Annotated in this window: 24 protein-coding genes and 1 pseudogene; 10 read left to right on the top strand and 15 right to left on the bottom strand. The window is 71.8% G+C overall.

Features of this window, described 5'->3' with window-relative positions; genetic code table 11:
* Window positions 1–25: 25 nt before the first annotated feature.
* Window positions 26–732 (bottom strand): annotated as a pseudogene (locus tag ACFV9D_RS30850) (class I SAM-dependent methyltransferase).
* A gap of 600 nt (window positions 733–1,332) precedes the next feature.
* On the opposite strand from ACFV9D_RS30850, the gene ACFV9D_RS30845 reads away from it, so the two are divergent.
* Together ACFV9D_RS30845 and ACFV9D_RS30840 are read left to right on the top strand one after the other, a co-directional pair.
* A complete protein-coding gene (locus tag ACFV9D_RS30845) occupies window positions 1,333–1,962 on the top strand; it encodes an HAD family hydrolase (protein ID WP_385153450.1) in 630 nt (209 codons plus the stop codon).
* Window positions 1,963–2,019: 57 nt separating this feature from the next.
* Complete coding sequence (locus ACFV9D_RS30840) at window positions 2,020–4,005, top strand: protein kinase (protein ID WP_385153447.1); 1,986 nt, start codon at window positions 2,020–2,022, stop codon at window positions 4,003–4,005.
* Here the strand turns inward: ACFV9D_RS30840 and ACFV9D_RS30835 are convergent.
* Entirely contained in the window at window positions 3,994–4,404 is a 411-nt protein-coding gene (locus tag ACFV9D_RS30835) for a Zn-ribbon domain-containing OB-fold protein (protein WP_385153444.1), read from the bottom strand. The two genes, ACFV9D_RS30840 and ACFV9D_RS30835, sit on opposite strands and share 12 nt — an antisense overlap.
* Window positions 4,401–4,853, bottom strand: a complete 453-nt coding sequence (locus tag ACFV9D_RS30830) for a DoxX family membrane protein (RefSeq protein ID WP_385153441.1) — start codon at window positions 4,851–4,853, stop codon at window positions 4,401–4,403. Before ACFV9D_RS30830 ends, ACFV9D_RS30835 begins: the two co-directional genes overlap by 4 nt.
* A 202-nt stretch (window positions 4,854–5,055) precedes the next feature.
* Here ACFV9D_RS30830 and ACFV9D_RS30825 point away from each other — a divergent pair, with 202 nt between their 5' ends.
* On the top strand, window positions 5,056–6,201 hold the full coding sequence (locus tag ACFV9D_RS30825; RefSeq protein ID WP_385153439.1) for a flavin-containing monooxygenase: 1,146 nt from the start codon (window positions 5,056–5,058) through the stop codon (window positions 6,199–6,201).
* A gap of 105 nt (window positions 6,202–6,306) precedes the next feature.
* On the opposite strand, the gene ACFV9D_RS30820 is transcribed toward ACFV9D_RS30825, so the two are convergent.
* Window positions 6,307–6,786, bottom strand: coding sequence for a hypothetical protein (locus ACFV9D_RS30820; RefSeq protein WP_385153437.1), 480 nt, complete (start codon window positions 6,784–6,786; stop codon window positions 6,307–6,309).
* Between the two features lie 238 nt (window positions 6,787–7,024).
* Between ACFV9D_RS30820 and ACFV9D_RS30815 the strand changes: the two genes are divergently transcribed.
* The 4 genes from ACFV9D_RS30815 to ACFV9D_RS30800 all read left to right on the top strand — a co-directional run bounded on the left by ACFV9D_RS30815 (window position 7,025) and on the right by ACFV9D_RS30800 (window position 11,470).
* Window positions 7,025–9,256 carry an acetate--CoA ligase family protein gene (locus tag ACFV9D_RS30815; RefSeq protein ID WP_385153434.1) on the top strand — a complete coding sequence of 744 codons (2,232 nt, stop codon included), beginning with the start codon at window positions 7,025–7,027 and terminating at the stop codon, window positions 9,254–9,256.
* 8 nt (window positions 9,257–9,264) lie between these two features.
* A complete protein-coding gene (locus tag ACFV9D_RS30810) occupies window positions 9,265–10,086 on the top strand; it encodes an enoyl-CoA hydratase/isomerase family protein (RefSeq protein WP_385153431.1) in 822 nt (273 codons plus the stop codon).
* 55 nt (window positions 10,087–10,141) lie between these two features.
* Complete coding sequence (locus ACFV9D_RS30805; RefSeq protein ID WP_385153428.1) at window positions 10,142–10,744, top strand: hypothetical protein; 603 nt, start codon at window positions 10,142–10,144, stop codon at window positions 10,742–10,744.
* A 135-nt stretch (window positions 10,745–10,879) separates the two neighbouring features.
* On the top strand, window positions 10,880–11,470 hold the full coding sequence (locus tag ACFV9D_RS30800; protein WP_385153540.1) for a flavin reductase family protein: 591 nt from the start codon (window positions 10,880–10,882) through the stop codon (window positions 11,468–11,470).
* A 49-nt stretch (window positions 11,471–11,519) separates the two neighbouring features.
* Here the strand turns inward: ACFV9D_RS30800 and ACFV9D_RS30795 are convergent, their stop codons facing one another.
* Together ACFV9D_RS30795 and ACFV9D_RS30790 are read right to left on the bottom strand one after the other, a co-directional pair.
* Entirely contained in the window at window positions 11,520–12,830 is a 1,311-nt protein-coding gene (locus ACFV9D_RS30795) for an MFS transporter (protein ID WP_385153425.1), read from the bottom strand.
* An 88-nt stretch (window positions 12,831–12,918) separates the two neighbouring features.
* Window positions 12,919–14,193, bottom strand: coding sequence for an MFS transporter (locus ACFV9D_RS30790; protein WP_385153537.1), 1,275 nt, complete (start codon window positions 14,191–14,193; stop codon window positions 12,919–12,921).
* Between the two features lie 75 nt (window positions 14,194–14,268).
* Here ACFV9D_RS30790 and ACFV9D_RS30785 point away from each other — a divergent pair, with 75 nt between their 5' ends.
* Window positions 14,269–15,243, top strand: coding sequence for a GlxA family transcriptional regulator (locus ACFV9D_RS30785; protein WP_385153422.1), 975 nt, complete (start codon window positions 14,269–14,271; stop codon window positions 15,241–15,243).
* A 38-nt stretch (window positions 15,244–15,281) separates the two neighbouring features.
* On the opposite strand, the gene ACFV9D_RS30780 is transcribed toward ACFV9D_RS30785, so the two are convergent.
* From ACFV9D_RS30780 to ACFV9D_RS30765, 4 genes are all read right to left on the bottom strand, one after another.
* Entirely contained in the window at window positions 15,282–16,019 is a 738-nt protein-coding gene (locus tag ACFV9D_RS30780; RefSeq protein ID WP_385153419.1) for a hypothetical protein, read from the bottom strand.
* Window positions 16,019–16,579, bottom strand: coding sequence for a hypothetical protein (locus tag ACFV9D_RS30775; RefSeq protein WP_385153416.1), 561 nt, complete (start codon window positions 16,577–16,579; stop codon window positions 16,019–16,021). The genes ACFV9D_RS30780 and ACFV9D_RS30775 overlap by 1 nt, the downstream gene beginning before the upstream one ends.
* A gap of 138 nt (window positions 16,580–16,717) precedes the next feature.
* On the bottom strand, window positions 16,718–17,779 hold the full coding sequence (locus ACFV9D_RS30770) for a Zn-dependent alcohol dehydrogenase (protein ID WP_385153413.1): 1,062 nt from the start codon (window positions 17,777–17,779) through the stop codon (window positions 16,718–16,720).
* A 44-nt stretch (window positions 17,780–17,823) separates the two neighbouring features.
* A complete protein-coding gene (locus tag ACFV9D_RS30765) occupies window positions 17,824–18,738 on the bottom strand; it encodes an SDR family oxidoreductase (protein ID WP_385153411.1) in 915 nt (304 codons plus the stop codon).
* A gap of 101 nt (window positions 18,739–18,839) precedes the next feature.
* Here ACFV9D_RS30765 and ACFV9D_RS30760 point away from each other — a divergent pair, with 101 nt between their 5' ends.
* The gene (locus ACFV9D_RS30760; protein ID WP_385153407.1) at window positions 18,840–19,766 is read left to right on the top strand and encodes a cyclase family protein; all 927 of its coding nucleotides are present in this window, start codon (window positions 18,840–18,842) and stop codon (window positions 19,764–19,766) included.
* A gap of 203 nt (window positions 19,767–19,969) precedes the next feature.
* Here the strand turns inward: ACFV9D_RS30760 and ACFV9D_RS30755 are convergent, their stop codons facing one another.
* The 4 genes from ACFV9D_RS30755 to ACFV9D_RS30740 form a co-directional block, all read right to left on the bottom strand.
* The gene (locus ACFV9D_RS30755) at window positions 19,970–20,428 is read right to left on the bottom strand and encodes an ATP-binding protein (RefSeq protein ID WP_385153404.1); all 459 of its coding nucleotides are present in this window, start codon (window positions 20,426–20,428) and stop codon (window positions 19,970–19,972) included.
* Window positions 20,429–20,829: 401 nt separating this feature from the next.
* A complete protein-coding gene (locus ACFV9D_RS30750; protein ID WP_385153403.1) occupies window positions 20,830–21,846 on the bottom strand; it encodes an acyl-CoA dehydrogenase family protein in 1,017 nt (338 codons plus the stop codon).
* Window positions 21,847–21,857: 11 nt separating this feature from the next.
* Window positions 21,858–22,997 (bottom strand): acyl-CoA dehydrogenase family protein, encoded by a 1,140-nt coding sequence (locus ACFV9D_RS30745; protein WP_385153401.1) that lies wholly within the window; start codon window positions 22,995–22,997, stop codon window positions 21,858–21,860.
* Window positions 22,997–24,187, bottom strand: coding sequence for an amidohydrolase family protein (locus ACFV9D_RS30740; protein ID WP_385153398.1), 1,191 nt, complete (start codon window positions 24,185–24,187; stop codon window positions 22,997–22,999). Before ACFV9D_RS30740 ends, ACFV9D_RS30745 begins: the two co-directional genes overlap by 1 nt.
* A gap of 133 nt (window positions 24,188–24,320) precedes the next feature.
* Here ACFV9D_RS30740 and ACFV9D_RS30735 point away from each other — a divergent pair, with 133 nt between their 5' ends.
* Window positions 24,321–25,841: a class I adenylate-forming enzyme family protein gene (locus ACFV9D_RS30735; RefSeq protein WP_385153395.1), complete on the top strand. Its 1,521-nt coding sequence runs from the start codon at window positions 24,321–24,323 to the stop codon at window positions 25,839–25,841.
* Here ACFV9D_RS30735 and ACFV9D_RS30730 read toward each other — a convergent pair.
* The gene (locus ACFV9D_RS30730; RefSeq protein WP_385153392.1) at window positions 25,828–26,346 is read right to left on the bottom strand and encodes an EF-hand domain-containing protein; all 519 of its coding nucleotides are present in this window, start codon (window positions 26,344–26,346) and stop codon (window positions 25,828–25,830) included. The genes ACFV9D_RS30735 and ACFV9D_RS30730 overlap by 14 nt on opposite strands.
* Window positions 26,347–26,351: the final 5 nt, after the last annotated feature.

Genomic DNA, 26,351 nt, shown 5'->3' with positions numbered 1-26,351 from the left:
TCGCTCAACTGGCCACATTAGAACGTCAGTCCTGACCAGTAACCTTCAGCCCCGATCCAAGCAGCGTGGTGTCCCGAGGACCATCAGGTTTTCGGGCCATGAAGGTGGCGATCGTCGTGGTCATCCCTGCGCCGGGCTTCTCCACCAGTTGCGCGCTGACGGCAAGCCCGCTCTGGTCCAACAGCTCTGCGATCCGGGCAGGTGGCAGCAGGTGGGACTCGTACGACACGGGTGGCAGCCGTAGGCCTGCGTGAGGCGCCGGAGCTCTCCGTTTCCCACATGGCCGACCATCATCAGGTGGCCTCCGGGCGCCAGAGTGCGATGGAATTCGGCGAACACCATCGGCAGCGAATCCGGAGGCGTGTGGTGCGTGGAGTAGTAGGCGAGAATTCCGCCGAGTTCGTCATCTCCGAGCTCCAGCGCGGTCATTGAGTCCACGCTGAAGCGCAGCTCCGGATAGGCCTCTCGAGCCAGTTCGATCATCTTCGCCGACACATCGATCCCGAAGACCGGCACCCCCAGCCCGGCCAAGTGCGCTGTCACCTTGCCTGGCCCGCAGCCCAGGTCCGCGACCGGTCCTCGGTCAGAAGTCCGCACGAGCTCGGCGAACGCGACCAGCATCGCGCGCGACAGGGGGTCCAACTCGGCGGGAGTCTTGACGCGTGCGGCGTAGGCAGCAGCGACGGTGTCGTACGACTCCCGGATCGCGGCGAGGTAGGCGGATTCAGTCAGGCCGTGAATCTAGAGCAGAGCGTCGACAGAGCCGAGGACGATCGCAAGCACCTTCCGCCGGTCGACCCGTCTGGACAGGTCGGCGAACGTAACTGCTCCCTATCAGCTGCAACTTCCCCGAATCGCCCGCTCAGGGCCCCCTTGGGGCGCCGACGAAGCGAACTCGGCGGGGTTAGTGTCGCCCCACCCCCGCCGGAGAGTGACCGGCGGGGCATGAGGCCCAGGCGCCCACTGGCCGTCACACGCTGAGCCGGTGCGGGGCCGCCCCATTCAACTGCCGCGCAATGCCACCCACGTACCCGACGGCCGCCTGCGGCGGCGCGCAAGGGGCCGGGCCTCCCCGCGTGGCCACGCCCCCCGGCCGCCCTCCGAGTGTGAAAAGGCGGGTGGAGCCGGTGGGTCAAGGGTGGGCGAAGCCCATCGCGCAGCGACGCGACGAAGGAGCGCCCTTGAGGCGCCGGTGGAACCCGCCACACTCGGAGCGAGGGCGGCCGAACCAGAAGCCCACAAGACCCCCGCCCCCGACCACCTCAGAAACCCGCACCCGCAACCACCCCAGGCCCCACCCCCACCCATCCCAGGTCACTACGCTCCACCCTCATGACCGGGAAGTTCATCCTCTTCGACGTCGACGGCACTCTCATGGACGCCGTCGCCAATCAGCGCCGTGTCTGGCACGCCTGGGCGGCGCGCCACGGGCTCGACGGGGACGAGGTGTACGCGGTGGCGCTCCGTACCCGGCCCGTCGAGACCTTCGCCGCCGTCGCGCCCGGCCTCGACCCGGACGTGTGTCTGGCGCTCCTCCACGAGCTGGAGGACGAGGACGTCCGTACGGGCACGTACTCCGCCTTCGACGGCGCGGCCGAACTGCTCACCGCCCTCCCTCCCGGCTCCTGGGCGCTCGTCACGTCCAACTACGAGCACCGGGTCCGGGGCCGCTTCGAGCGCACCGGGCTCCCGTTCCCCGGGCTGATCGTCGACGCCGCTTCCGTGGACGAGGGCAAGCCCTCCCCCGCCCCGTACCTCCTGGCGGCCGAGAAGCTGGGCGCCGGGCCGGCCGACTGTCTGGTGGTCGAGGACGCGCCCTCCGGGGTCCGCTCCGGCCTGGCGGCCGGTATGACGGTGTGGACGGTCAACAGCCCCACGGCCCCTGCGGGTTCACACCGTCATTTCACGACGCTCGCGGAGGCGGCCCCTGAGATCGCTTCAACTGTCGGGACAGTACTGTGACTTACTGACGCCGGGCAGCCATACCGATCGATGGATAGCTCGGATATCCTCCTGCGCATGCAGGGGGAACCGGAAAACAACTCGAGTTTGAACGGCAGCGGCGCCACGCCGCTGGAGTCGGGCGACCCCCGACGGATCGGCGCGTTCAGACTGCTCGGCGTCCTTGGGTCCGGTGGCATGGGGCGGGTCTATCTCGGCGCCGTGCCAGGCAAGTTCGCGGCGGTCAAGCGGGTGCTGCCCGTGCTGGCCGAGGACCCGGACTTCCTGAGCCACTTCGGGCACGAGCTCGACAATCTGGCCCGGCTTCCCGGCGGGGCCAGTGTGCGGCTGCTCGCCAGCGACCGTACGGCGAAGCCGCCGTGGTTCGCGACCGAGTACATCCCGGGGATCACCCTCAACGAGGCGATCCGGCTGCACGGCGGTCCGCTGCCGCCCGAGGCCCTGTGGCGGCTGCTGCGGGAGGCGGCGGCCGGCCTTCGCTCCGTGCACGGCGCCGACATGGTGCACCGCGACCTCAAGCCGTCCAACGTGATGCTCACCTCCGGGGGCCTGTCGCTCATCGACTTCGGCGTGGCGCGGGCGGCCGACCAGAGCCGGCTGACCAGGACCGGCATGGTCATCGGGACGCCCGCGTACATGGCGCCGGAACAGGCGGTCGCCGACCCGCAGCTGACCGGCGCGGCCGATGTGTTCGCGCTCGGCAGCCTCCTGCTGTACGCGGCGATCGGCCGCCCGCCCTTCGGCGACGGCTCCGGGCCGGGCCTGCTGTACCGCGTCGTCCACGGCGAGCCCGACTTCGGGCAGCTCACGGAGACGGCCCCCGACCTGGCGCATCTCGTACGGTCCTGCCTCGCCAAGGATCCCGCGGCCCGGCCGACCGCCGTCCAACTCGTCGAACTCATCGACGGCCACGTGGACGTCGCCGACCGGTGGCCGCCGGCCGTCATGGAGCGGATCGAGGAGCGGGCCGCGTTCGCCGCCACGGCGCCCACGGCCGAGCAGCTCGCGGAGCTCGCCGAGACCGAGGAGGAAGCCGAGGGCGAGCGGGCCGAGGACATCGGGACCGTGTCGCTCACTCCGCGGGACTCGAAGGAGCCGGCGACCGCGGGCCCCGATGCGGCCGCCGCCACCGGAACCGCCGCGGCCGGCAAGCCGCGCGAGCGACGGAACCGGTTCATCATGCTCGCCGTCCCGGTCGTCGTGACCACCGGCACGACCCTGACGCTCGCCCTCGGACCGTACGAGATCGGCCGGCAGGGCGCGGGCCCCCACGCCTCGACTCCGCCGCCTTCCGCCACTTCGTCGCAGCCGACTCCCGGCAACCCCGCGCCCGCGACCGTGGGCCCGTCCTCCGCGCCGCCCTCCTCCACGTCGGGCGCACCCTCGGGCCAGCCGCCGGGACCCACCACGGGCGGTGGCGCGGCAGCGGGTGGCGGTGCGGCAGCGGGCGGCGGTGCGGCAGCTGGCGGCACCGGCTCTCTGCCGGGCAGCGGGGGAGGTTCCTCCGCGACCGGGGGCGGCTCCGGCGGTTCCAGCTCCTCCGGCGGTTCCAGCGGCTCCGGGGGCTCCACGCCCTCCGCCCCGAAGACCACGCGTCCGGCGCCCCCACCGTCCACGGGCGGTTCCGCGCCCTCGGGGACGTACTCCCTGGAGAACGTCTCCAACGGCCAGTGCGTGGGTGAGTACAACCCCGGCTACGGCGACTTCGCCAATACGCACACGTGCGGGGCCGACGACGGCGCCGGCAACCCGATCCACTACGCGTGGACCTACACGTCGGGCGCCAACGGCACCTTCCGACTGGTCAACAAGAAGACCGGTCACTGTCTCCAGTCGGGCGGGAACCCCGGCGGCGTCGGAGTCGGCGCCTGTAACGGCTCCAGCAACCAGGCGTGGAAAGTGCACTCCACAACGTCCTCCGGCCGGACGATCAAGAATGTGGGCAACGGGCAGTGCATGATCGTCGGGCCGCCGTTCCTCTCGACGTCCGCCTGCGACTCCGGCAACCGCGCTCAGCTCTGGCGCAACATCTCACCCGTCTGAGCGGGCGGGGCAGGTGAAGACGGGGACCTGGACGTCCCCCTCCTCGCGGAACGTGACCTCCAGATCCATCCCGATCCGGAGGTCCGTCTCCGCCACCCCCACCACCTCGGTCATCAGCCGCGGCCCCTCGGCCAGATCCACCACCGCCGCCACGTACGGCACCCGGTCGCCGAAGGGCGGCAGGTCGTTTCGGTGGACGACGGACCAGGTGTAGAGCGTGGCCCGGCCGCTCGCGCGCTCCCACCGCACGTCCTCGCTCCAGCAGTGCGGGCAGAACTCGCGCGGGTAGTGGTGAGCCCTTCCGCAGCCGTCGCACCGCCTCAGCAGCAGCCGGCCCTCCCCCGCCGCGTCCCAGTACGGGCGGGTGAAGGCGTCGATGTCGGGGTCGGCGGCCGTCATCGGAAGAGTCCGATCGCGTGGTCGAGGGACCAGGTCTGCCAGGACATCGCGAAGAGCGCGACCAGGGAGATCAGCGCCATCATCGCGTTCTGCCCCTGCTCGGCCCAGTCGTGGATCATCAGGACGAGGTAGAGGAGGTTGAGGAGCAGCCCGGCCACCAGTGCCACGGGGGTCAGGAGGCCGAGGATCAGGCCGAGGCCCAGGGCGAGTTCGGCGTAGACGACGACGTACGCCATGACCTTCGGGCGCGGGGCCACGACCGAGTCGAAGCCCTTCTTCACGAACGGCCACCGGTGCTTGCCCGCGACGTCCGCCGCCCAGGCGATGCCCGTTCCGCGCTCGAACCAGCCCTTCTTGTCCTTGTGGCGCCAGCTCTCCAGCCACCACAGGCCGAGGCCGATGCGGAGGACGGCGAGCCATTCGGCGCCGGTCAGCCAGATGGTCTGCATCGGTCGATACCTGCCCCTCCCCGAACCTGATCTGACGGTACGTCAGTTCAGCGGATCCCGGCCCGTCCGCGCAAGACCCCCGCACATCCCTGACACATCCCCGGCGCACCCCCGCACGGTCCACCCACACGTGACCGTTTCGCAACCGATTCCCCTCTTGACCGAGACCCAACAAGTGAGCAAGTCGTTACGCTGAGCATTCATGTCCAACACCCCCCATTCCAGACCCGATCACCCCGTCTACGTCATCGGCGGCGGCCCCGGCGGACTCGCCGCCGCCGCCGCTCTGCGCGCGCAGGGCGTACGGGCCGTCGTCCTGGAGAAGTCGGACGCGGTCGGCGCCTCGTGGCGGGCGCACTACGACCGACTGCGGCTGCACACCACCCGCCGGCTCTCCGCGCTGCCCGGACTGCCGATGCCCCGCTCCTTCGGGCGCTGGGTCGCCCGGGCGGACGTCGTGCGGTACCTGGAGAAGTACGCCGAGGTGCACGAGCTGGAGATCGTGACCGGTGTCGAGGTCTCCCGCGTCGAGCGGGCCGGCGACGACTGGCTGCTGCACGCGACCGGCGGGCGGCAGCTGACCGGGCGGGCGGTCGTGGTCGCCACCGGCTACAACCACACCCCGCGGCTGCCGGAGTGGCCGGGCCTCGACACGTACGGCGGTGAGGTCGCGCACGCGAGCGCGTACCGCAACCCCGCCCCGTACGCCGGGCGTGACGTCCTCGTCGTCGGCGCCGGGAACACGGGCGCCGAGATCGCGGCCGACCTCGTCGAGGGCGGCGCGGCGCGGGTCCGGCTCGCGGTGCGCACCGTGCCGCACATCGTGCGCCGCTCCACCGCCGGATGGCCGGCGCAGCGCACCGGCATCCTGGTGCGGCGGCTGCCGGTACGCCTGGTGGACAAGGCGGGCGAGCTGATGTGCCGCATCTCGGTGCCGGACCTGTCGGAGCACGGGCTGCCCCGGCCGGACACGGGGCTGTACTCGCGGGTGCGCGAGGGGGCGATCCCGGTGCAGGACGTGGGCCTGATCGACGCCGTACGGAAGGGGAAGGTGGAGATCGTCGGCGCGGTCGAGTCCTTCGAGGGCGACAAGGTCGTCCTCGCGGACGGCTCCGCGATCACCCCGGACGCCGTGATCGCCGCGACCGGTTACCGGCGGGCCCTGGAGCCGCTCGTGGGCCACCTCGGCGTCCTCGACGAGCGCGGGCGGCCGACGGCGCAGGGCGCGCGGACGGTGCGCGAGGCGCCGGGGCTGTACTTCACGGGGTTCACGAATCCGATCAGCGGGATGTTCCGCGAGATGGCGATCGACGCGGAGAAGATCGCGAAGGCGCTGGCAGGGCGGTAGCCGTCAGCCGCGCAGGCGCACAGACGTGCAGCCGCGCAGACGTGCAGGCCCCTGCAGACGAAAGGCCCCCGGCGTCCGCCGGGGGCCTCTCATCTACCGTACGACTCAGCCGCAGTGCTCGGCCTTGTTGGCGTTACCGCCCCAGTACGAGGCGATCCAGCCGTTGGTGGGGTGCCAGATGTTGGCGTAGAGCCGGACACAACGGCCCGCGGCGTACACCTCTGCGGGGCCGGCGTAGGAGCTGAAGCTGCCGCCGTCGGTGTCGCTGTCGTCGGTGTAGCAGGAGGAACCCGGCGCCGAGCCGGCGACACAGCGGTAGATGGTCACGTTCGTCTCACTGGCGATGCCGGCACCGCCAGTCGCGTTCTTCACCGCGGCAACGCAGTTCATACCGGTGGACGAGTTGTAGTACACGTTCAGAGTGCCGTACTGGACGTTCTGGGACGTCCGGATCGACTTCTGAGCGATCAGCGAGCCACTGCAGCCGTAACCGGCGGCACTGGCGGCCGTCGCCGAGACCAGCGAGAAGCCGGCGATGGCGAAGAGGGCGGAGAGAACCGCAACGATTCGCGCCTTGAGCGTCATGAAAAGGCCCTTGTTCCTGAGTACTTACATGGGTCGTTGGCATGAACCGATCAGTTCGACGCGGAGCTTAGCACCCGTGATCCACTTCTCATCCACACCGAATCCGCCAAAGATCGACAGAGGATCTGCTGCACACGTGTTACTGACTGGCCGTCAGTTCTGTAATCTGACTAAGCGTCAGTTCGTTGTTCAGAGACCGGAACGAGCGGGAATCACGAGCGGGAAAGTGGGCGGAACGATGCTTGGATCGACTCACGGCACCTTCACCACCGATCTCCGCGCCCGCGTGGTCGCCTGCGGGGAGCATTCCGGGACGCCGGGCGTCGCCGTGCACGGCGTCACCGCCGTGGACGGCGACCGGGACGTCAGCGGGCGGCCGCTGCACGCCCCCGTGCCCGACCTCGACCGGTTCTTCCGGCCCGGGTCCGTGGCGGTCGTTGGGGCCTCCGACGCCGAGGGGCGGCCCAACACCGGCATCACCCGGCAGCTCATCGCCTGGGCCGAGCGGGTCGGCGCCCGTCTCGTGCCCGTGCACCCCACCCGCCGAAGCGTCTTCGGCATCGACTGCGTACCGTCCGTCGGCGCGCTCGGCGAGCCCGTCGACCTCGCCGTCCTGCTCGTCGCCGACCCGCTGCCCGTGATCGAGGAACTGGCCGAGGCCAAGGTGAAGTTCGCCGTCGCCTTCGCCTCCGGCTTCGCCGAGACCGGCGACGAGGGCGCCGCCGCGCAGGAACGTCTCACCGACGCCGTCCGCCGGTCCGGCATCCGCCTCCTCGGCCCCAACACCAACCTCAACGCCTTCGAGCGCTTCCGCGAGGACCTGGACGGCCCCGCGATCGCGCTCATCACCCAGTCCGGACACCAGGGGCGGCCGGTGCACACCCTCCAGGAGCTGGGGGTACGGCTCTCCCACTGGGCGCCCACCGGCAACGAGGCCGACCTGGAGACCGCCGACTTCATCTCGTACTTCGCGACGCGGCCCGAGGTCGGAGCCATCGCCTGTTATGTCGAGGGGCTCAAGGACGGCCGCTCCTTCCTGCTGGCGGCCGATCGCGCCGCCCGCCAGGGCGTGCCCGTCGTCGCGGTGAAGGTCGGCCGGACCGAGACCGGGGCACGGATGGCCGCCTCGCACACCGGCAAGCTCACCGGCGCGGACCAGGTCGTCGACGCGGCGATGCGGCAGTTCGGGGTCATCCGGGTCGACGGTCTCGACGAACTCCAGGACACCGCCGCCCTGTTGGCCCGGGCTCGCAAGCCGGTCGCGGACGGTGTCGTCGTCTACTCGATCTCCGGCGGCACCGGCGCCCACTTCTCCGACCTCGCCACGGCCGCCGGACTGCGCCTGCCGACGCTGCCGCAGGCCAAGCAGGACGAGCTGCACCAGTGGATACCCGACTACCTCAATGTCGCGAACCCCGTCGACAACGGCGGTCACCCCGTGGGCGACTGGCGGGGGCGGAAGATCATCGACGCGATCCTCGCCGACCCGTCCGTCGGCGTCCTGATCTGTCCGATCACCGGGCCCTTCCCGCCCATGAGCGACAAGCTCGCGCAGGACCTGGTCCACGCGGCCGAGGCCACCGACAAGCTGGTGTGCGTCGTGTGGGGCTCGCCGGTCGGGACGGAGGCGGCCTACCGGGAGACCCTGCTCGGATCCTCGCGCGTGGCCACCTTCCGTACGTTCTCCAACTGCATCGGGGCCGTGAAGGCCTACCTCGACCACCACCGCTTCACCACCGCCTACCGCTCCCCCTTCGACGAGGCCCCGCGCACCCCCTCCCCCTCCTTCCGCAAGGCCCAGGCCCTGATGCGGCCGGGCCGGCAGCTCAGCGAGCACGCGGCGAAGCAGCTCCTGCGGGCGTACGGGATCCGGGTGCCGCGCGAGCAGCTGGTGACGAGCGCGGCGGCGGCGGTCCGGGCGGCCGGGCTCGTCGGCTATCCGGTGGTGATGAAGGCCTCGGGCGCGCAGCTCGCCCACAAGACCGAACTGGGCCTTGTGAAGGTCGGGTTGACCTCGGCGAGCCAGGTCCGGGACGCGTACCGGGAGCTCACCGACATCGCGCGCTACGAGGGCATCGACCTCGACGGGATCCTGGTCTGCCAGATGGTGGGGCGAGGGGTCGAGATGGTGGTGGGCGTGACCCGCGACCCGCTCTTCGGGCCGACGGTCACGGTGGGCCTGGGCGGCGTCCTGGTCGAGGTCCTGAACGACGCGTCCGTGCGCGTGCCGCCGTTCGGCGAGGACCAGGCCAGGGACATGCTCGGCGAACTGCGCGGGCAGGCCCTGCTGAAGGGCGTACGGGGCGCTCCGCCGGCGGACGTGGACGCGCTGGTGGAGGTCGTGCTGCGGGTGCAGCGGATGGCGCTCGAGCTGGACGGCGACCTCGCCGAACTGGACATCAACCCGCTGATGGTGCTGCCGCGCGGCCAGGGCGCGGTGGCGCTCGACGCGCTCGCGGTCTGCCGATAGGAGCCCTGATGGAAGACGCGACCGAGGCACCGGTGGAAGAGCCGATCGAGGACCTGCTGCACACCGTCGAGAACGGCGTCTCGTGGATCACGCTCAACCGGCCCGAGGCGATGAACGCCGTCACCTGGGACCAGCGGGAGCGGATCATCGCACTGCTCGGGGAGGCGTCCGCCGACCCGGACGTACGGGCGGTGGTGGTGACGGCCACCGGACGGGGCTTCTGCGCGGGCGCCGACCTGCGGGGGGCGCCGTCGTCGGGCGCCCGTGTCCCCGGTGACGTGGCGCGGACGATCCGGCAGGGCGCGCAGCGCCTCATCGGGGCCGTACTGGACTGCGAGAAGCCGGTGATCGCGGCGGTGAACGGGACGGCGGCCGGGATCGGCGCGCATCTGGCGTTCGCCTGCGATCTCGTGCTGGCGGCGGAGCCGGCGAAGTTCATCGAGGTGTTCGTACGGCGCGGCCTGGTGCCGGACGGGGGCGGGGCGTATCTGCTGCCGCGGCTGATCGGGCCGCAGCGGGCGAAGGAGCTGATGTTCTTCGGCGACGCGGTGACGGCGCACGACGCCCGGGAGCTGGGTCTGGTGAACCGGGTGGTCCCGGCCGAGGAGTTGGAGAAGAGCGCGCGGGAGTGGGCCGAGCGGCTTGCCCAGGGCCCGACGCGCGCGCTGGCGCTCACGAAGCAGCTGGTGAACGCCTCGCTGGACACCGACCGTGCCACCGCGTTCGCGGCGGAGGCGGCGGCGCAGGAGATCAATATGACGACGCGGGACGCGAACGAGGGCGTGGCGAGCTTCGTCGAGCGACGGACGCCTCGGTACGAGGGGCGGTAGCCGCCCTGACCGCCCTGCTCGGGCCGCTGGGTCGTACAGCCACGGAGTGGGCATCGTGTCGCACACCACCACCGGCACGCAGTACGACAAGGGCTCGTTCACCGTCGACGCCCCGATCCGGTCCACCGCCGCCCCGGCCCTCACCGGCACGGTGGCGGTCGGCGCCAAGGTGACCGCCGGCAACGGCTCCTGGTCGGTGACGCCGACCTCGTACACGTACCAGTGGAAGGCGAACGGCGTCGCGATCCCGGGTGCGACGGGGGCGGGCTACACCCTCCCCGCCTCGGCCCTGGGGAAGAAGATCACGGTGACCGTCACGGCGCACCGCACCGGGCACCTGAGCGGCTCGGCCACGACGACGGCGGTCGCCGTCGCGTACGGGTACGCCGCGACCGCGACGCGCGCGCCGTACGTCACCGGAACGGTCAAGGTCGGCCGCACGCTGACGCTGAACCGGGGGACGTGGACGCAGGCGCCGACCTCGTACGGCTACCAGTGGTACGCCAACGGGAAGCCGATCAGCGGGGCGACACGTGCCACGCTGACGCTGACCAAGGCGCAGCGCGGCATGAAGATCACCGTCCGCGTGAACGCGTACCGGCCCGCGCACTACGCGGGTGTCGCGTGGACCCCGTCGACGGGTGCCGTCGCGGCCTGATCGAGCTGTGAACCGGAAGACCCCGGGACGGGCTGGTGAAGCCCGTCCCGGGGTCTTTCCGTACCCGTGGTGGCCGGAGGGTATCCATCTGACGCATCGTCAGCTTCAATGGACGGTGTGATGGGACATGCTGGGATGGCGGCCACCGCCGTCCGATACCTCAGGTCGGCCGGGTCGCCCACGGCCGTCGAACCACACCCCAGGCCGCGGCTCCGGGCGGTACGGGAGGACGAGCGGCTGCCCGTCGACCCGGCCGAGTTCCGGCGCGTGCTCGGGCACTTCGCGAGCGGCGTCACCGTCGTGACGGCGCTCGACCCCGACGGCCCGGCCGGCTTCGCCTGCCAGTCCTTCGCCTCCCTCTCCCTGGACCCGCCCCTGGTGGCCTTCATGGTCGCCCGTACGTCGACCACCTGGCCCCGGATCGCCCGCGCCGGCGTCTTCTGCGTCAACATCCTGGGCGCGGACCAAGGGGAGTTGTGCCGGGGCTTCGCGAAGAGCGGGGCCGACAAGTTCGCGGGCGTGGGGTACGACGGCGCGCCGGTGACGGGCTCACCGCGCCTGGTCGGGGCCCCGGCCTGGGTCGACTGCACGATCGCCACGGTCCACACGGGCGGCGACCATCTCATCGTGGTGGGCCGGGTCGAGGCCCTGGGCACCCGGGACGCAGACGGGGACGGCGAGCCGCTGCTCTTCCACCGGGGGCGGTTCGGGCGGTTCAGCGCCTAGGAGACCCAGGGGAGCCAGGAGTCCTGGGAGACCTGGGACACCGGGAGGTCTAGGAGACCTGGGAGAGCGCCACGGGGGCCGCGGGCCGGCGGCGGATCACCAGGGCCATCAGCGCCGCCGCCGCACACAGGGCGCCCGAGGCGTACCAGACCACGTCGTACGAGCCGGTGAGGTCCCGGGCCACGCCGCCCGCGAAGGCGACCACCGCCGCGCCCACCTGGTGGGAGGCGAGGACCCAGCCGAAGACGATCGCGCTGTCCTCGCCGTAGTGCTCGCGGCACAGGGCGATCGTCGGCGGGACCGTGGCCACCCAGTCCAGACCGTAGAAGACGATGAAGAAGACCATCGGCGGGTGCACCGACGGGGCCAGCAGCATGGGCAGGAACAGCAGCGAGATCCCGCGCAGCGCGTAGTACACGGCGAGCAGCCGGCGCGCCTCGAAGCGGTCCGTGAACCAGCCGGAGGCGATCGTCCCGACGACGTCGAAGACACCGATGACGGCGAGCAGCGAGGCCGCGGCGGTGATCGGCATCCCGTGGTCGTGGGCGGCGGGTACGAAGTGGGTCTTGACCAGCCCGTTCGTCGAGGCGCCGCAGATCGCGAAGGTGCCGGCGAGGAGCCAGAAGGGGCCGGTGCGGGCCGCCTTGAGGAGGACGGTCACGGCGCGGCGGGCCGCGCCCGTCACCGGGGCGGGCTTCGGCGCGAACGTGCCGCCGTAGGGCGCGAGGCCCACGTCCGCCGGGTGGTCGCGCAGCAGCAGCCAGACGAAGGGCACGACCGCGAGGGCGGAGAGCGCGACGGTGACCGAGGCGGGGCGCCAGCCGTGGTTCTCCACCAGCCAGGACAGCAGGGGCAGGAAGACGAGCTGCCCCGAGGCGCCCGCGGCCGTGAGGATCCCGGTGACCAGCCCGCGCCGGGCCACGAACCACCGGTTCGTCACGGTCGCCGCGAACGCCAGCGCCATCGAGCCGCTGCCGAGGCCGACGAGGATGCCCCAGTACAGGACGAGCTGCCAGGACGTGGTCATCCACACGGTCAGCAGGGAGCCGAGGGCGATCACGCTGAGCGCGACCGCCACGACCCGGCGGATGCCGAAGCGGTCCATGAGGGCCGCGGCGAACGGCGCCGTGAGGCCGTACAGCGCGAGGTTGACCGACACCGCGAAGCCGATCGTGCCGCGCGACCATTCGAACTCCTCGTGCAAGGGCTCGATCAGCAGCCCGGGCAGCGAGGCGAAGGCCGCCGCCCCGATGATCGTGACGAACGTGACGGCCGCGACGAACCAGGCGCGGTGGACACGGGGCGTACGCGAGGAAGGGGGCGCGGGGGTCTCGGTTGTCTGGGTCACGTCACACAGCATCCTGAGGAAGGACCGCCCGGACCACTGGCCCGAATGCCAGCTTTCGCAAGGATCGGGACACGGCACGCCCTCGGCGCCGGCTGACGGGCTACACCCGCGGCAGCGTCCTGATCGGCCGCACCACCAGTAGCGCCACCACCACGAGGACCGCGATCCCCGCCCCCGCCAGGAGGACCTCCTCCGTGCCGACCGCCTCCGCCACCGGCCCGGCCAGCGCCCGGCCCACCGCCATCATCAGCAGCGATCCGGCCACGTCGTACGCGTGCATCCGGTTCAGCGCGTCCTGCGGCACATGCGTCTGCACCGACGTCGACCACATCACCAGCCAGAAGGCGAAGGCCGCCCCGCCCAGGAACTGCCCCACGCCGAGCAGCACCACGGACACCCCCGAGCCGAGCAGGAGGAGGTTCACCGGCAGGCCGAGCAGCGCCACCGCGCCCGCCGCCAGCGGGCGGCGCGGGCGCAGCCGCAGGGCGAGCAGACCGCCGACCGCGCTGCCGGCGCCGTTGACCGCCATCAGCGTGCCGTACGCGGCCGAGCCGTGGTCACCCGTCACCAGGGTCGCGGTCAGCGGCACCATCGGGCCGGCGACCGTCAGGCCGTACACCGTCCAGATCGCGATGACCCCCCAGAGCCAGCTCCGGGCCCGGAACTCCCGCCAGCCGACGCCCATCTCGGCGCGCAGCGAACCCCGGGCCGCCGTGTCGTTCGGCGCCGCGGGTATCCGCATCAGGGCGAGGCAGAGGGCGCTGACGGCGAAGGTCGCGCCGTTGGCACCGAAGGCCGCCCCCGCGCCGGAGAGCGCGACGAGGAGGCCCGCCACCGCCGGGCCCGCCATCGTCATCAGGGACTCGACGACCCGCAGGACCGCGTTGGCGCGCTGCACGTCGGGGGCGATGCGCGGGATCGTGGAGGCGACCCCGGGCTGGAAGAGGGCGGCGCAGACGCCGCTGACGGCGGTGAGCGTGTACACGGCCCACAGCGGCGGGCTGCCGACGGCGAAGGAGACGGCCAGGACGGCCGCGCCCGGCAGCCGCAGCGCATCCGCGATGATCATCATCCGGCGGGCGGTGAAGCGGTCCGCGAGGACGCCGCCGAAGACGACGAACAGGGCGAACGGGCCGATCCAGGCGCCCAGCGCGTACCCGACGGAGGAGCCGGGATACCCGGCGCCGAGCAGACCGGCGGCGAGGGCGACGGGCACCATGCCCTCGCCGAACACGGCGGCGGCGCGAGCCACGAAGAAGAGCCGGAAGTTACGGTTCCAGAGGGCGGGTACGACCAGGGGGTCCGGCCCCGCCACCGCGGGAATGCACTCCTCGGCCTCGGGCTTGTAAGGGGAGTGCTCCGCCTGCTTGTCCATCCGCTTGTCCGTCACGGACCCGACTTCTAGCAGCAAGTGGTCTAAACCACAAAGGGAATTTCAAGGGGTCTGCTCGTGCCGCACCGAATTGCCGTCCTCGCCCTGCCCGGCCTACTCCCCTTCGAACTGGGCATTCCCCACCGGATCTTCGGCCGCGCCAAGGACGCCGGGGGCCGTCCGCTCTACGAGATCGTGACCTGTGCCCCGGCCGCCGGGCCGGTCCGGACGGACGCGGACTTCGCCATTCAGGTGGAGCACGGCCCGGAGGCGCTCGCGACGGCGGACACGGTCGTCGTCCCCGCCTCGTACGAACTCGGTCCGGTCTACGACGAGGGCAGGCTGACCGACGAGCTGGCGGCCGCCCTCGCGCACATCCGGCCCGGCACCCGGCTCGTCTCCATCTGCACCGGCGGGTACGTGCTCGCCGCCGCCGGCTACCTCGACGGGCGGCCGGCCACCACGCACTGGGCCTCGGCCGAGCACTTCCAGCGGCTGTTCCCGAAGGTACAGGTCGACGCGGACGTCCTCTTCGTCGACGACGGGGACGTGCTGACCTCGGCGGGCGTCGCCGCCGGGCTCGACCTGTGCCTGCACATGGTGCGCCGCGACCACGGGGCGGCCGTCGCCAACGACGTCGCCCGCCGGACGGTCGTACCGCCGCACCGGGACGGCGGACAGGCCCAGTACATCGAGCGCCCGCTCCCGGCGCCGGGGACGGCGACCACGACGACGGCCCGCGCCTGGGCGCTGGCGCATCTGCACGAGCCGATCCAGCTGCGGGACCTGGCGGTACGGGAGTCGATGAGCGTACGGACGTTCACGCGCCGGTTCCGGGAGGAGGTCGGCATCAGCCCCGGCCAGTGGCTCACCCAGCAGCGGGTGGAACGGGCCCGCCACCTCCTGGAGTCCACCGACCTGCCGGTCGACCTGGTGGCGCGGGACGCCGGCTTCGGCACGCCCCAGTCGCTGCGGTCCCACCTCCAGGCGGCGATCGGCGTGACACCGACGACCTACCGGCGGACGTTCAGGACGGGGGCGGCGACGGGGTAGGGGCGTCGGGGCGGCGCGCCGCGCGTGGCCGCGGGCCGTCAGTCCGTCCCGGAGGGACAGCGACTGTCCGCGCTCGCCGGGGCATCCGCCGGAGGTTCCGGTGCCCGTCGCGCCTTCTCGTACGCGCCCTGACGCACACGGCGCCAGTCGCCGGCCGCGCCGATCGCCGTGAGGAGCAGCGTCAGGCCGACGCCCCACAGGATCGCCGTGGACGGCGCGACGACCTTCAGCAGGCCGCCGGCCAGCGAGCCACTCGCGGCGTAGCCGGCGCCCACGGCCGCGTACATCACCGAGTACCCGGCAGCCAGGGCGTTCGGCGGGAGGATCCGGCGGAGGGCCAGGTTGCGGGTGAGCATCGCCGGGGCCTGGAGCAGTCCGGCGAGGACGAGGGCGAGGGCGATGGCGCCCGCCCACGGCAGGACGGCGACCAGCACGACGCCCGCCGAGACGCCGAGGATGAGGACCAGGCTCTGCACGGGAAGCCGGCCCGGCCAGCCGCCGCGGAGCCCGTAGACGAACGCGCCGACCGCCGAGCCGATGGAGAACCCGGCGAGCAGGGGCCCCGCCCAACCGATCCCGATCGACCGCTGTTCGAGGAGGGCCGGGAGGATCAGCTCGGCGAGGGCGAGCAGCGTCAGGCTCGCGGCACCGGTCACGTACACCGGCCAGGCCCGCACCAGTACGCGCCGCATCGGTTCGCCCTGCTCGTCGCCCGCGCCGCCCTCGGCCTGCCAGCCGGCGGGCAGCGCCCACAGGCCCGCGACGGACGCCGCCATCAACCCGCCCTGGAGCAGGTGGGGGTCCCCCCACGCCCCCAGGGCGTAGGGGGAGGTACGCCGGGGCCGACGCCGAGCGCCAGGCCGGTCGTGAGCGCGGGCGCGGCGGCCCAGATGCCGAAGGTCAGCACGGACTCCATGGAGAGCGCCTGCGTGACGGCCTTCTCCGGGACCATGCCGGTGAGCACAGCGCGCAGACCGCCGGGCGCGGCGGCGGGCCCGGCGCCCGCGAGGAAGGCGAGGACGCCGAGGACGACGGGGTGCGCGGGCCCGGCAAGCCCGAGCCCGAGGCCGGTGAAGGCGAGCGCGCCCACCGCGAGACCGACGGCGAGGTGCGGCCGGGCCCGTTCGGCGTTCATCCGGATGCCGAGGACGGGTGCGGCGACGATCTCGCCGAGGACGTACGCGGCGGCGAGTACGGCCCCGAGGGTGTACCCCCCGGGCCTCTCGCGTACCAGGAACACCAGCGCGAGCGGCGCCATCGCCACCGGCAGCCGGGTCGCGACGGCGACGGCCGACCAGACGAGGACGGGGCGGGTGACGATGTCGCGGTAGGCCATGGCCACGACCGTAACGGGCCGACGGTGGTGGCCGATACGGGGTTTCGAGGTCCTGTGCGCGGGCGGCGCGACGCCTCCCCGACCGGGTCGAAGGCCTCTACGGTCCAGGCGCCGACGGACGCCTGGACCGCGTGGGTACTAGCTGCCGAAGGTCAGCACACCCCGTGCGACCTTCCCCCGCTCGGCGTCCTCCGCCGCCTTCGCGAACTCCTCCACCGGGTACGTGGCGGTGACGAGTTCGTCGAGGAGGAGGCGGCCCTCGCGGTACAGCTCGGCGTAGAGCGCGATGTCCTTCTGCGGGCGGGAGGAGCCGTACCGGCAGCCCAGGATCGACTTGTCCAGGAACATCGCGGCCGGCGGGAAGCTCGCCTCGGCGGTGGGCGCGGTCATGCCGAGCAGGATCGCCTGGCCGTGCCGGTCGAGCAGGTCGATCGCGGTGCGGACGAGGCCGGTGTGTCCGACGCACTCGAAGACGTGGTCGGCGCCGGTGGGGAGGATGTCCCGGACGGTGTCGGTCGAGTTCAGGAAGTGCGTGGCGCCGAAGCGGCGGGCGGTCTCCTCCTTGGCCGGGTTGGTGTCGACGGCGACGATCGTGAGCGCGCCGGCGATCCGGGCGCCCTGGAGGACGTTGAGGCCGATGCCGCCGGTGCCGATGACGACGACGGTCTCGCCGCGGTCGACCTTGGCGCGGTTGAGTACGGCGCCGACGCCGGTGAGGACGCCGCAGCCCATGAGGGCGGCGGAGGTGAGGGGGATGTCCTGCGGGATCTTCACCGCTTGGACGGCCTTGACGACGGTCTTCTCGGCGAAGGAGGAGTTGGAGGCGAACTGGAAGAGCGGCTCGCCCGTACCGGTGCGGGAGAACGGCTGCTTGGGCATGCCGATCGCCTTGCGGCACATGGTGGGGCGACCGCGGTCGCAGTCGGCGCAGGCGCCGCAGTTGGCGAGCGTGGACAGGGCGACGTGGTCGCCGGCGGCGACATGGGTGACGCCGGGGCCGACGGCCTCGACGACGCCGGCGCCCTCGTGACCGAGAACGACGGGGGCGGGGAAGGGGATCGTCCCGTCGATGACGGACAGATCGCTGTGACAGAGCCCGGCGGCGACGACCCGCACGAGCACGTCACCGGGCCCGGGGTCCCGTACCTCCAGGTCGTGCACGACCTGGACCTGCTTGCCGTCGTAGACGACACCTCTCATGTGCGTGCTCCTTTGCTGCGCGAGTTGTGGGCAGGTGGGCGCCGCTACCCGTTCGGCCTGGCGCCTTCCGCCGCCGCTTTCGCCATCTCCTCCAGCCGCGCCAGCATCGGCATCGGGTCCACCCCCACCGTCCCCGGCAGGAAGTCCGCGATCCGCTCCGGGGTCCAGGCGCCGGACTCCGCGTACCCGGCCCGGAGCTCCCTCGGCTGCGCCCACACCGCGATCTTGGGGCCCGCGATCGTGTAGACCTGGCCGGTGATCTTCTCCGCGCGCGCCCGCTCCGACAGCAGGTAGACCACCAGCGCCGCCACGTCCTCCGGCTCCCCGATCTCCTTCAGCTCCATCGGCACGTTCGCCGACATCCGGGTGCGGGCGACCGGGGCGACGGCGTTCGCCGTGACCCCGTACTTGTGCAGCCCCAGCGCGGCGCTCCGCACCAGCGAGATGATCCCGCCCTTCGCCGCCGAGTAGTTCGCCTGCGCCACGGACCCCTGGTGGTTGCCGCTCGTGAAGCCGATCAGCGTCCCGGTGCCCTGCTTCCGCATCACCGCCGACGCCGCACGGAACACGGTGAACGTGCCCTTCAGATGCGTCGCGACGACCGGGTCCCACTCCTCCTCGGACATGTTGAACAGCATCCGCTCGCGCAGGATCCCGGCCACGCACACGACCCCGTCGATCCGCCCGTACTCCGCAAGGGCGACATCGACGATCCGCTGACCGCCCGCCATCGTCGAGATGTCGTCGGCGACCGCGACCGCCGAACCCCCCGCCGCCTCGATCTCCTTCACCACCGACAGCGCGACCTCCGACGTCGGCTCCCCGCCCTCGATGGAGACGCCGTAGTCGTTGACGACGACCTTCGCGCCCTCCGCCGCGCACGCCAGGGCGACGGCGCGACCGATCCCCCGCCCCGCGCCCGTCACGGCGACGACCTTGCCTGCCAAGAAGTTCCCCACGCCCGGCCCCTTCCCGCACTTTCTGACGGTCCGTTAGATTCGTTCGTCAGCAGGATTCTACGACCCGTCAGATACCGGAAAACAAGACCCGCGGAGGACCGATGTCACTTCCCGCCGAGTTCCACGACATCGCCAAGCGCGTGAACAACTGGGGGCGTTGGGGCCAGGACGACGAGATCGGCACCCTCAATCTGATCACCGACGACGTCGTACGGGACGCCGTCACGACCGTCCGCTCCGGCCACCGCGTCCCGCTCGCCCTCGACCTCGAGCAGGACGGCGTACAGACCGGCATGATCCCCGGCCGGGTCAACCCGCTCCACGTCATGGTCCAGGTCAACCAGGAACTCTTCGGCCCCGGCACGGTCGCCACCAGCGACGACGCCGTGACCTTCGGCCTGCAGGCCGCCACCCACTGGGACGCGCTCACCCACGTCTCGCACTCCGGCAGGATCTACAACGGCCGGCCCGCGTCCACGATCACCCCGCACGGCCGCTCCGAGTTCAGCGGCATCCACACCGCCCGCCACATCGTCAGCCGCGGCGTCCTGCTCGACGTGGCCGCCGCCAAGGGTGTGGACCGGCTGCCCGGCGACCACGCCGTCACCCCCGAAGACCTCGACGAGGCCGCGGAATTCGGCCGCGTCACCGTCCGGGCCGGCGACATCGTCCTCGTACGGACCGGGCAGATACGGCAGTACCTGGCCGGCGACAAGCACGCGTACGCGTTCCCCTCCCCCGGCCTCTCGATCCGTACGCCCGAGTGGTTCCACGCCCGCGATGTCGCCGCCGTCGCCAACGACACGCTCACCTTCGAGATCTTCCCGCCCGAGGTCGAGAACCTCTGGCTACCCGTGCACGCGCTCGACCTCGTCGAGATGGGGATGCTCCAGGGCCAGAACTGGAATCTGGAAAGTCTGTCCACAGCCTGTGCACAACGTGAGCAGTACGCGTTCCTGCTCTCCGCGATGCCCGAGCCCTTCGTGGGCGGTACGGGCACACCGGTGGCCCCGGTGGCAGTCCTGTGATCGAAGGGTGGCGGCGCACTCGCACGCGCCCCGAGCACGGCGAGCGCAGCGAATGGGGGTCCCCCCGCGTGCGAAGCGCTGCGGGGGACGCCGCCACCCCGGACACGACCCGCACTCGTCGAGGGCAGCGGAACGTCCGCGCCCCCTCGTCGTCCCCTCACGACGAATCGCTCACCCCAGGGTGAACAAAACGGCATGAACCGTCAACAGTGCACCGAGGCCGTAGGCGTGGCCGACGACGTCGGAGGCGTCACCGGAGGCGGTGCCATAGGCGCCCCGCGGTCCACCTCGCACCAGATGCTCTTGCCGACGCCCTCGCGCTGCCACCCCCACCGGTCGGCCAGGCCGTCCACCAGCTCCAGGCCACGACCGTTGGTGTCCTCGCCCTCCGCGTGCCGGGGCTGCGGCGGCCGGTCGCTCGTGTCGGCGACCTCGACCCGCACCCCGCCCCCTGCCGCGAACAGCATCCGCAGCACGGCCGGACAGCCCGTGTGCACCACGGCGTTGGTCACGAGTTCGGAGATGAGCAGCACCAGCGTCTCGGCCAGCGGCTCGTCATCCTCTATGCCCGATCCGGCGAGCCTCGAGCGCGCCCATCGCCGGGCACGCCCCACCTCCGCCGGGTCGGGCCCGACCTCCAACTGAACCTGAAGCACCTGCACCGCTCACACCATCCGAACCGGCGGACACATCGCCTCGCGCCTCACAGCCATCGACGCCCTCACGGAACGTGATTCCCTTGTGAGACAGCATGGTTGACGTACAGTCACCGCAACAAGCGCTTCGGGCATATTCCAGCGCGAAGGAGTACGCATGGTCCATACTGTGCGACGCACGCTGCGGGGAGTCGAACAGGAGGGCGCCCAGCGCCTCCACGGGGTGCGAACGGCGGGCATCGCCGGATCCGGAGCCGCCGCATCGGCGGCACCGGGACGATCCGGGCCCACAAGCACTCGCATCCCACGGAGCGTACCGGAGCGGGACCCCGACTCCGGGCCGTGACGGACCGGCCGAAGGACACAACCCGATATCGACGCTCCGTGAGCGACCGGGCACGCGCCGCCTACAAGTGGGCCGCCTCGACCTCCTCCGCCTGCGCCTTCGACAGCCCCCGCTCGGCCCGTACCCAGGCCCGCTTCAGGTGCAGATGCACATCGGCCTCCCAGGTGAAGCCCATGCCGCCGTGAACCTGCAGACAGTCCCGCGCACAACCCACCGCCGCCTCGTCGGCGAGCAGCTTCGCCCCGGCGATCTCGACGGGGTCGCCGGTCACGGCGGCCGCGTAGACGGCGGCGCGGGCGACCTCCGTTCGCACGAGCATCTGCGCGCACAGATGCTTGACGGCCTGAAACGCCCCGATGGGCTGCCCGAACTGCTCCCGGGTCCGGGCGTAGGAGACGGCCATCTCGGTGGTACGGGAAGCACTCCCCAGCTGCTCGGCAGCGGTGAGGAGGACCTCCGTTGTGGGCATACGTTCCGCTGCCCCTCCCACCCCCTCGCCCGTTGTGGGCAATCGTTCCGCTGGGGCGATGGGGGTCCCCCCTGCTCGAGCGAAGCCGAGAGCTTGGGGGAGGGTGGGCACAACGGAACGGCGCCCATGCGGGCCCGTTCCGCCCATGACCCCGGCGCCCACGGGACCGGGCAACCGGTGCAAGGGCGTAAGCGGGTCGACCGACCGCACGGCGACGGCGCCCGTCACATCCCCCAGAACCACGTCCGCCTCGTCCAGCCACTCGACAACGCCCCCGTCGACCGCAGTAACGACGACCTCCCCCTCCGCGGCACCATCCACACTCCCCGCCGCCACATGCGTGGCGATCAACGGCCCCGGCAACAACACCCTCCCCGCCTCCTCAAAGACGAGCACCGCCTCCGGGAGGCCAAGCCCCACACCCCCCTCCGCCTCCGGCAGCCGCAGCGCGAAGAACCCGGCGGCCCCCAGCTCCCGCCACAACGCGCGGTCCAGCCCGCCGCCCGAGTCCACGGCGGCCCGCAGCGCGTCCCGGTCGAAGCGCCCGGCGAGCAGTTCCCGTACACCCGCCTTCAGCGCCTTCTGGTCGTCCGTCAGCCGGAAGTCCACGACACCACCCCTCACCGCCCCTTCGGCAGGCCGAGGATCCGCTCGGCGACGATGTTCTGCTGGATCTGACTCGTGCCGGCGGCGATCGTGTACGAGAGCGAGGACAGCCGGTCCAGGTTCCACTCCCGCCCGAGGTCGAGCGCGTCCGGCCCGAGGACGGCGGCGGCCGCGTCGTACAGCTCCTGCCGCGCGTGCGAGTAGCGGAGCTTGAAGACCGAGCCCCCCACCCCCGGCACCCCGCCCGTCCCCTGCGCCTCCGCCTCGCTGACGTTCCACTGGGTGAGCCGCCACAGCGCCCGGAACTCGGCGCTCAGCCGGCCGAGGCGCCTGCGCACCTCCGGGTCGTCCCACGTGCCGTTCTTCCGCGCCGTGCCCGCGAGTTCGGCGAGCACGCGCCGGCAGGCGACGACCTCGCCGACGAAGGCCGTGCCGCGCTCGAACGACAGGGTCACCATGGTCACGCGCCAGCCGTCGTTCTCCTCCCCGACGCGGTTGGCGACCGGCACCCGGACCTCGTCGAGGAACATCTCCGCGAACTCCGTCGACCCGGCGAGCGTCCGCAGCGGTCGTACGGTGATCCCGGGCGCGTCCATCGGCATCGCGAGCCATGTGATCCCCCGGTGCTTGGGGCCGGAGGCGTCCGTCCGTACGAGCAGTTCGCACCAGTCGGCGACCTCGGCGTGCGAGGTCCAGATCTTGGAGCCGGTGACGACGTAGGCGTCCCCGTCCCGTACCGCCCTCGTCCGCAGCGACGCCAGGTCCGAGCCGGCCTCCGGCTCGCTGAAGCCCTGGCACCACACCTCGTCGCCGCGCAGTACCGGCGGCAGCCAGCGGTCCCGCTGTTCGGGCGTCCCCTCGGCGGCGATCGTCGGCCCGGCGTGCAGCAGTCCGACGAAGTTCGCGCCGACGTACGGGGCTCCGGCGTGCTCGGTCTCCTCCAGGAAGATCAGCCGCTGGGTCGGGGAGGCGTCCCAGTGCACGTCCGCGTACCCCGCGTCGTACAGCGCCCGCTGCCAGCCGCAGTCGTACGCCCGCCGCCCCGGCCAGTCCAGCGGGTCGGGCTTCGGCGGCAGCGTGGGCAGGACGGCCGCGAGCCACGCCCGAAGCCCCTCCCTGAACTCCTCCTCTTCTTCGCCGTACGCGAGGTTCATCAGACGATGCCCAGGTCGAGCATGCGAATGGCGTTGCCGCGCATCAGCTTGTAGATCGTCTCGTCGTCGAGTCCCTTGACGTGGTCGAGGGCGACTTCCTTGGTGTGCGGGAAGGTGGAGTCGACGTGCGGGTAGTCGGTCTCGAAGGTGGCGTTGTCCCGGCCGACGACGTCCAGCGAGGCGATGCCGTGCTTGTCGCGGAAGAAGCAGCAGAAGATCTGCCGGTAGTAGTACGTGGACGGGGGCTCCGGGATCAGGTCCCTCACCCCACCCCAGGCCCTGTGCTCCTCCCAGACGTCGTCCGCGCGCTCCAGGGCGTACGGGATCCAGCCCATCTGGCCCTCGCTGTACGCGAGCTTGAGCGTCGGGAACTTCACCAGGACTCCGGAGAAGAGGAAGTCCATCATCGAGGCCATGGCGTTGTTGAAGCTGAGCGAGGCCTGGACGGCGGGCGGGGCGTCGGGTGAGGCGGCGGGCATCTGGCTGCTGGAGCCGATGTGCATGTTGACGACCGTCCCCGTCTCCTGGCAGACGGCGAAGAACGGGTCCCAGTAGCCGGAGTGGATCGAGGGGAGACCAAGGTACGTCGGGATCTCCGAGAAGGTGACCGCCTTGACGCCCCTCGCCGCGTTGCGGCGGATCTCGGCGACCGCGAGGTCGATGTCCCAGAGCGGGATGATGCAGAGCGGGATGAGCCGGCCGCCGCTGTCGCCGCACCACTCCTCGACCATCCAGTCGTTGTAGGCGCGGACGCAGGCGAGGGCGACCTCCTTGTCCTTGGCCTCGGCGAAGGTCTGGCCGCAGAAGCGCGGGAAGGTGGGGAAGCAGAGGGATGCCTCGACGTGGTTGAGGTCCATGTCGGCGAGGCGTGCCTTCGGGTCCCAGCAGCCGCGCCGCATCTCCTCCCTGGTGATCCCCTCCAGGGTCATCTCGTCGCGGTCGAAGCCGACGGCGGCGATGTTGCGCTTGTACGGGAACTTGAGGTCCTCGTAGATCCACCAGTCGGTCGGGGGTCCGTCGGGGTCCATCGTGATCTGGTACTTCCCGCCGACGTAGGCGAGCTCCCCGATCCCGGCCGTCAGGGGCTGGGGCCCACGGTCGCGGTACTTGGCCGGGAGCCAGGTCTCGAAGAGGTGGGCCGGTTCGATCACGTGGTCGTCGACGCTGATGATGCGGGGCAGTTCCGTCATGAACCCACTCCCATTTCTGATGACCCGTCAGATTCTGTTGGGTCTCAGGCTAGCTCCGCACCCCTGGACCGACAAGCGGCGGACCTCTACGCTCTCCGCACGATCTGACTGACCGTCAGCTAGGAGAGTCGTCGTGACCGACACCGCACACGCCCTGGGCGCCTCCCGCACCCTCTGGGAGCTCGTCGAACGCCGCGCCGCCCTCACGCCCGACCGGCCCGTCCTCCTCCAGGGGGACCGCACCCTCACCTTCGGCGGGCTGCGCGAGCGCGCCGAGCGGTGCGCCGCCGGCCTGTACGGGACGGGGGTGCGGCCCGGCACGGTCGTGGCCTGGCAGCTGCCCACCCGGATCGAGACCGCCGTGCTCTCCTTCGCGCTGGCCCGGATCGGCGCCGTGCAGTCCCCGGTCATCCCCTTCTACCGGGACCGCGAGGTCGGCTTCGCGCTGCGCGAGTCCAAGGCCGAGTTCTTCGCCGTGCCCGGGGTGTGGCGCGGCTTCGACCACACGGAGATGGCGCGCCGGCTCGGGGCGCGCGGGATCTTCGAGGCGTACGACTCCGACTCGCTGCCCGACGGCGACCCGGCCGTCCTGCCGCCGCCCCCTTCGAACGGCACCGACGTGCGGTGGATCTACTGGACCTCGGGCACGACCTCCGACCCCAAGGGCGTCCTGCACACCGACCGTTCCCTCATCGCGGGCGGCTCCTGCCTCGCCCACGCGCTGCACCTGACCGAGGACGACATCGGCTCGATGGCCTTCCCGTACGCGCACATCGCGGGGCCCGACTACACCGTGATGCTGCTGCTGTACGGATTCCCGGCGGTGATGTTCGAACAGTTCGCGCTGTCCGACGCGCTGGCGGAGTACCGCCGTCACGGCGTGACCGTGGCCGGCGGATCCACCGCCTTCTACTCGATGTTCCTCACCGAGCAGCGCAAACAGCCCGGGGAGAAGCTGATACCGACCCTGCGGCTGCTCGCGGGCGGCGGGGCGCCGAAGCCGCCGGAGATCTATCACGCGGTGACGAGGGAGATGGGGTGCCAGCTCACCCACGGGTACGGGATGACCGAGGTCCCCATGATCACGATGGGGTCGCCGGACGACACGACGGAGAACCTGGCGACCACGGAGGGCCGGCCGCCCGAGGGCATGGAGATACGGATCGCCGAGGGCGGCGAGGTCCGGCTGCGCGGCGAGGCCGTCTGCCGGGGCTATCTGGACCCCGCCCAGTCGGCGGCCGCCTTCGACGAGGACGGGTTCCTGATCACCGGTGACGTGGGGCACGTGACCCCGAGCGGGCACCTCGTCCTCACCGGCCGGATCAAGGACATCATCATCCGCAAGGGCGAGAACATATCGGCCAAGGAGATCGAGGACCTCCTGCACGAGCACCCGGCGGTCGGCGACGCGGCGGTCATCGGCCTCCCGGACCCGGAGCGCGGCGAACGGGTCTGCGCGGTGATCGAGCAGCCGCCGGGCGCCGGGCCGCTGACCCTCGCGGCCGTCACGGACTTCCTGCGCACCGCGGGCCTCTCCGTCCACAAGCTGCCGGAGCAGCTGGAGGTGGTGGAGGCCCTGCCGCGCAACGAGACCCTGCGGAAGGTGCTGAAGTACAAGCTCAGGGAGCGGTACGGGGCGACTACTCCGTCATGAAGTAGTGGGCGAAGGCGCTCACCGCCGCGGCCTCGTCGACCTGGCCGGAGGCGACGGTCGGCAGCGTCCGGGCGCTCAGGGCCGCCGCGACCGGGGCGATCCCGAGCGCCAGGAGGGCGCGCTCCACGTCGGCGGGGGTCGCGGCGATGGCGAGGACGGCGTGCAGGAAGGGCCGGGCGATCTCGGCGAAGCGCTCGGGGTGGTCGTGCAGCCGCTTGACCGCCCCGCCGACGAACTCCTCACGGCTGACGCGCTGGTCGCCGTCGACGTCGGCGATCCCGGCCATGCCCTGCCAGAAGGCCTCGGCGCCCTCGCACAGCGCCTGTCCCCGGTCGGAGCGGAACGAGACCTCGAACTCCGTCAGGAGTCGTTTCGCCGCCGTGCCGAAGTCCTCGCGCGAGATCGTCCCGTCGCCGTCCTGGTCGAAAGCGGCGAAACGGGAGGCGATCCGGCGCTGGTAGAGCTGTCCGGGGTCCTGGTCCTGCTCGGGTTCCATGGGCTCCATGTGCG

It is taken from the genome of Streptomyces sp. NPDC059875 (genome assembly GCF_042731085.1).
In the GTDB taxonomy this organism is placed as follows: domain Bacteria; phylum Actinomycetota; class Actinomycetes; order Streptomycetales; family Streptomycetaceae; genus Streptomyces.
The sequence above is the reverse complement of the archived record's forward strand: the minus strand, read 5'-3'. Positions and strand labels throughout refer to the sequence as shown.